Consider the following 6,000-nt stretch of genomic DNA (forward strand, 5'->3'; position numbering starts at 1 on the left):
AGGAGGCGGCCGAGGTTCCGGCGCTCGGCTGCGGCGAGGGGGCCGAGGGGCCGGTCCTGTTCGGCTGCCGCCGGGGGAGCGGGGGCTCAGTTCGCTCCGGGGCCGAAGTCGTTCTTGTGGCGCTCGTAGTGGGCGCGGTTCGCCTCGAGGAGCGCGTCCACCGACTTGGCGACCTCGCTCCTCTCGGCGGGGTCCCGCCGGCCCTGCGTGCTTCGCCCGCCGCCGGTGCGGTCCGCCGGGCCCGTGGTCGGCAGCGCCCGGAGCGATTGGCGGCGTTCGTCGCGGACCTCGCGCAGCCGGTGCCAGGAGGCGGTGGGCCACCACAGGTCGGGGTTGTCGGCCGGCACTCGCACGTGCACGCCTCTGCCGTACCACTGGTCGGCGGTCAGCCGGGTGACCAGTCCCGCCAGCGACCGCAACTCGCTCCGGACGCCGCGCACCGAGGTGGCGCCCCTGCGGAGCACCTCCGCGGGGTCCCGGGCCGAGTCGATCACCGCCGCGATCGATTCGGCGGTGGCGGGCAGTTCCAGCGATTCCAGCGCGGCCACGACTTCCTCCCGCGTGGCATGGTGCGGGAACCGCAGCCACCGCGGAACAGCCATGTCTTTCCCCCGGTCTTTTCCCTGTTCCGAACCGGATTCGGACCGCTGCCCCGGCCGGGGCGGTCGGTGGCGCCGGAATTCCGGTGGACAGTGTGCGGCCGCAGGGGCGCCGCTGTCCAGTGGGCCGCCGGTCGGGGGCTGGATTCCGCCGAGTGCCGGTGCGTAGACTCCGACGCGACGCCGAAGGAATACGGGGTTTTGGATTTTTCGTGGCGCCCGTGTCCGAAAGGTGAGTGCGGAGCAAAGGAAGCGGAGTGGAGCGACAGGAGCCCGCACTCCTGGATCGGGGCGGGTCGTTCCGTCGGTTCCGAACCGTGCGGCGGGGGAGTTCTCCAGCGTTGGAAGGTGGGCGGGGAAGTGTTTTTTGTTTTCAGTTCATGGCGTACCGGGCTCGGGTTCCTGCTGGGCGGCGGCGTCGGATTGGGCATCATGGCCCTCACCGGTTCAGGGGGATTCGGGCTCGTCCTGGGCTGCCAGCTGGGCGGGGTCGCCATTGGGGCGATTCTGAAAATTCGGGCCGATTACCGCGCACAGCGCACGGGGCGGCAGTGACGAAAGTGCTGTGCTGCGGATTGTTCGAACGTGGACCGGGGCGCCGGGATTTCCGGGCCAATCGGTGATTTCGGTGCAAAGCGCGGTGAACGGCGACGCGCATTCCGAGAGAGTCCGTCCGCTGCCCGGTGCGCGGCCGGGAACTCTCCGGGAACGCATCGCCGCCCGGAGCCGGTTGAGGGCCTGCCGGACGCGGGCTGCGGAGAGCGCGCTGCCGTTCGGCCGACTCCGCGGCGGTGGCGCCGGGGCGGGTGACGAGCACCAGGTGGACCGTGCCGCCGTGGTCGACCGGACCGCCGGGCCGACCGGCCACCCGCTGAGGCCGCGCCGGATCCGCGACCTGCTGGTGAAGACCGTCCGCCCCGGGTCCGCTCCCGGTGGTGGCCGCTTCCCCCCACCGGGGGCGGTCGCCGGTAGGGTGCGGGGCGTCGGAACTCGGCAACGGGGAAGGGGGACCGGGATGACGCAGTCGCCGGTGGGGGGTTTCGGGGCCGCGCCGGAGCCGGTCGAGGTGGCGCCCGAGCTGCGGGCGCTGCTGGTGCGGCTGCGGGACGGCGCGTTCGACGCGCCGTCGCCGGACGGTGCGATCCACCTGCTGGACAAGGTCGCCCGCGAGATGACGTCGCTGCTGGGCCGGTACGACCGGGACACGCTGGTGGCATGGCGCAAGCTCGGCCAGATCCGCAACGAGTCCGGCGACTGGGCCGCCGCGGTCCACCTGCTCGGGCAGGTGGCGACGGACATGGCCCACGCACTGGGCCAAGCGGACCGCGAGACCCTGCACGCGCAGGCCGACCTCGCCTTCGCGATCGGGAACGCCGGCAACGGCGCGGACGTGGCGCTGCGCCTGCACCACCTGCTGCCGTTGCTGCGTACCGAGTTCGGCCCGCAGCACCCGATGGCGCTGACCGCGCAGGTGCAGCTCGCCGTGAACACGGGCCGCACCGGTGACGTGCTCACCGCCGTGGGCGAACTGATGCAGCTGGTCCCGGTGATCGAGCAGGCACTCGGCGACGAAGGTCTCACGCTGTCCGAGGCCCGCGCCGAGCTGGGCCGGCTCGTCCCGCAGTGGCGGCGGGTGACCGGCGGCGGACCGCTGCCCCCGGTGATGGCGGTCGCGATGGTGCACCGCCTGATCGTCTGGGACTTCGGCTCCGACCAGGAGGCGGACGCCTACCTGACCGAACTGGAACGCGCCACCGGCCGCAAGGGCCTGGCGGGACGGCTCGCCGCCGTACCGGACGGCATGACCGCCCCGCACGCGACGGCGATGGTGCTCAGCTGAGGTACCGTCACCTGCCGTACGGTGCCGGCGGAGCGGCCTTCCCCTGCCCCGCGCGGAGCACGCTCCGGCCGCCGCCCGCGACCGCCTCGTCCAGCGGCCGGATCTCCGGATGGACATGCCGATGAAGCCGTCGCAGGCCGGCGGCGGGCAGGCCCGGGATCGCCGTGGGGCCCGGTAGCTGCCGTCGTACGGATCGCCGAGCGGCGGTTGGACGAAGTGGCAGTGTCCTTCCGGGCGCGGGCCGTCGCCGAGAACAGCCGCAGGCCGATCGCTTCGGCGTGGGCCGCCCCCTCGACGTGGGACGCTCCCTCGGCGGTGAGCGCGGCTCCTGTCCGGGACCCGACTGCAGCACCGGTGGAACGCGATCGGCGTCACGTCGCGCCGGGGCCGCAGCACCGCGCTGTTCGCCCTGAGCGGTGATCCGGAAGTGACGTGCTGCCGACGCGCCGGGATCAGGGCCGTACGCAGCGACGCCACGGCTGGGGCAGGGCCGGTGGCCGGGCGAAAAGGGCTGCCGGTCGGCGCAGGACGCCGGCGACCACGTGGACGGCCTCAGCAGGTGATGCGGGGCGACCTGGGCCCGGAGCAGGGTCAGTAGACCGTCCAGGCTGGAGAGCGCTCTCCGAGGTGGAGCGGTCGGTGGAAGTTCTCGGCGTAAGGGTCTCGGCTTTTCTCTCGCCATGAACTAACCTCATGGCGAGGCGTTTCGGGCAGGTGACGTCGAGGTTTCCGGCTGCTTCTCCGTGGGGTCCCCACTCCGGAGGGCGGCTTGGGCGTCCATGCTCGGAGAGCGCTCTCCGTTGTTCTCCCCCACCCATCGCTCACAGCAGGAGGAGCCATGCGGCTCGCTTCTTCCCCTTCCGGTGCCCCCGCGCGCCGGACGCCTGCCGTACTCGCCGCCGCGGCCCTGGTCGCCGGGGCGGTCATGACGTTCCCGGGCACCGCGCGGGCCGCGGACACGCTGCTCTCGCAGGGAAAGACCGTCACCGCCTCCAGTCAGGAGAACGGCGGCACCCCGGCCGCCGGCGCCGTGGACGGCGACCTCGGCACCCGCTGGTCCTCGGCGGCCTCGGACCAGCAGTGGCTGCAGGTCGACCTCGGCGCAGGCGCCACCATCAGCAAGGTCCAGCTCAACTGGGAGGCCGCGTACGGCAAGGCGTACCAGATCCAGACGTCCGACGACGGCAGCACCTGGACGACGATCTACGCCACCAGCACCGGCGCCGGCGGCACCGAGGTGCTGAACGTCTCCGGCTCGGGCCGCTACGTCCGGATGAGCGGCATCGCCCGTGGCACCGCGTACGGCTACTCGCTCTGGGAGTTCCAGGTGTACGGCACGCCGGGTACCGCTCCCGCCGGGTGTTCCGCCGACAACGCGGCGCAGGGGAAGACCGCCACCGCCTCCAGCCAGGAGAACGGCGGCACCCCGGCGGCCGGCGCGGTGGACGGCAATCTCGGCACCCGCTGGTCCAGCGCCGCCGCCGACCCGCAGTGGCTGCAGGTCGACCTCGGCTCCGTCCAGCAGCTCTGCCAGGTCGACCTCAAGTGGGAGGCCGCGTACGGCAAGGCGTACCAGATCCAGGCCTCCAGCGACGGCACCAGCTGGGCGACGCTGTACTCCACCACCACCGGCGCGGGCGGCAACGAGACGCTGAGCGTCGCCGGCTCCGGCCGCTACGTCCGGATGTACGGCACCCAGCGGGCCACCAACTACGGCTACTCGCTCTGGGAGTTGGGCGTGCACACCGGCGCCGGGTCGACCGTCCCGCCGGTGCAGGGCGGCGGCGACCTCGGCCCGAACGTGCTGGTCTTCGACCCGTCCACGCCGAACATCCAGGCCACCGTGGACACCGTGTTCAAGAAGCAGGAGGCCAACCAGTTCGGCAGCGACCGCTACGCGCTGCTGTTCAAGCCGGGCACGTACAGCAACATCAATGCCCAACTCGGCTTCTACACCTCGATCCAGGGCCTCGGCCTGAACCCCGACGACACCACCTTCAACGGCGATGTCACCGTCGACGCGGGCTGGTTCAACGGCAACGCCACCCAGAATTTCTGGCGCTCCGCCGAGAACCTGCGCCTCAAGCCGGTCAGCGGCAGCGACCGCTGGGCCGTCTCGCAGGCCGCCCCGTTCCGCCGGATGCACGTCGAGGGCAGCCTCAACCTCGCCCCCAACGGCTACGGTTGGGCCTCCGGCGGCTACATCGCCGACTCCCGGATCGACGGCCAGATCGGCAACTACTCGCAGCAGCAGTGGTACACCCGGGACAGCTCCATCGGCGGCTTCTCCAACGGCGTGTGGAACCAGGTGTTCTCCGGCGTCCAGGGCGCCCCCGTCCAGGGCTTCCCGAACCCGCCCTACACCACGCTCGACAGCACGCCCGTCTCGCAGGAGAAGCCGTTCCTCTACCTGGACGGCAGCGACTACAAGGTGTTCGTGCCCGCCCGGCGCACCAACGCCCGCGGCACCTCCTGGGGCACCGGCACCCCGCAGGGCAGTTCGCTGCCGCTCAGCCGGTTCTACGTGGTGAAGCAGGGCGCGACCGCCGCGAGCATCAACCAGGCGCTGTCGCAGGGCCTCAACCTGCTCTTCACCCCCGGCGTCTACCACGTCGACCAGAGCATCAACGTCACCCGCCCCGACACCGTGGTGCTCGGCCTCGGCTTCGCCACCCTCGTCCCGGACAACGGCGTCACCCCGCTGAAGGTCGCCGACGTGGACGGCGTCAAGCTCTCCGGCCTGCTGCTGGACGCCGGCACCGTCAACTCGCCCACCCTGCTGCAGGTCGGCGGCGACACCCCCGGCGCGAACCACGCGGCCGACCCGATCGTCGTCCAGGACGTCTTCGTCCGGGTCGGCGGCGCCGGAGCCGGAAAGACCACCAGCGGCATGGTGATCAACAGCAACAACACGATCGTCGACCACACCTGGATCTGGCGCGCCGACCACGGCGCCGGCGTCGGCTGGGAGACCAACCGCTCCGACTACGGCTTCGTCGTCGGCGGCAACGACGTCCTCGCCACCGGCCTGTTCGTCGAGCACTTCAACAAGTACGACGTGTGGTGGAAGGGCAACGGCGGCCGGACGATCTTCTTCCAGAACGAGAAGGCCTACGACGCGCCCAACCAGGCCGCGATCCAGAACGGCAGCGTCCGTGGCTACGCCGCCTACAAGGTCGAGAACTCCGTGACCACGCACGAAGGTTGGGGCCTGGGCAGCTACTGCTACTTCAACGTCGACCCGAGCATCGTGATGGACCACGGCTTCGAGGTCCCGGCCGCCCCCGGCGTCAAGCTGCACGACGTCCTGGTCAACTCCCTGGGCGGGAACGGCCAGTTCGCCCACGTGGTGAACGACACCGGCGCCCCCACCTCGGGCACCGGGACCGTCCCGTCGAACCTGGTCTCCTTCCCGTAGGCAAGGAGAGCCGTAGATCTCCGGAGCCGCGGGGGCCCCCCCCCCCCCCGCGGGGGGGCGCGCGCCCGGGGGGGGGGGGGGTGGTCCAAACAAGGGAACCCCCCCGGGGGTTTTTTTTGGTTGGGGGCGGGGGTGGCGGGGCC

4 protein-coding genes are annotated in these 6,000 nt (G+C 71.8%); 3 read left to right on the plus strand and 1 reads right to left on the minus strand.

The genetic code is table 11. From position 1 onward, the window contains the following. Positions 1 to 86: 86 nt before the first annotated feature. Positions 87 to 548: a hypothetical protein gene (locus ACIOHG_RS17290; RefSeq protein ID WP_400950991.1), complete on the minus strand. Its 462-nt coding sequence runs from the start codon at positions 546 to 548 to the stop codon at positions 87 to 89. Between the two features lie 399 nt (positions 549 to 947). On the opposite strand from ACIOHG_RS17290, the gene ACIOHG_RS17295 reads away from it, so the two are divergent. From ACIOHG_RS17295 to ACIOHG_RS17305, 3 genes are all read left to right on the plus strand, one after another. Next, positions 948 to 1,154, plus strand: coding sequence for a hypothetical protein (locus tag ACIOHG_RS17295; protein ID WP_400950993.1), 207 nt, complete (start codon positions 948 to 950; stop codon positions 1,152 to 1,154). 460 nt (positions 1,155 to 1,614) lie between these two features. Further along, the gene (locus ACIOHG_RS17300; RefSeq protein WP_400950996.1) at positions 1,615 to 2,439 is read left to right on the plus strand and encodes a hypothetical protein; all 825 of its coding nucleotides are present in this window, start codon (positions 1,615 to 1,617) and stop codon (positions 2,437 to 2,439) included. Positions 2,440 to 3,277: 838 nt separating this feature from the next. Continuing rightward, a complete protein-coding gene (locus tag ACIOHG_RS17305; RefSeq protein WP_400950998.1) occupies positions 3,278 to 5,857 on the plus strand; it encodes a discoidin domain-containing protein in 2,580 nt (859 codons plus the stop codon). Positions 5,858 to 6,000 lie beyond the last annotated feature (143 nt).

The sequence above is a fragment of the Kitasatospora sp. NPDC088134 genome (genome assembly GCF_044741705.1).
Taxonomy (GTDB): Bacteria; Actinomycetota; Actinomycetes; order Streptomycetales; family Streptomycetaceae; genus Kitasatospora.

What these genes read in the sequence shown, in the direction of transcription:
- ACIOHG_RS17305 (WP_400950998.1), top strand. Translation starts at nt 3,278, where the DNA reads ATGCGGCTCGCTTCTTCCCCTTCCGGTGCCCCCGCGCGCCGGACGCCT.
- ACIOHG_RS17300 (WP_400950996.1), top strand. Translation starts at nt 1,615, where the DNA reads ATGACGCAGTCGCCGGTGGGGGGTTTCGGGGCCGCGCCGGAGCCGGTC.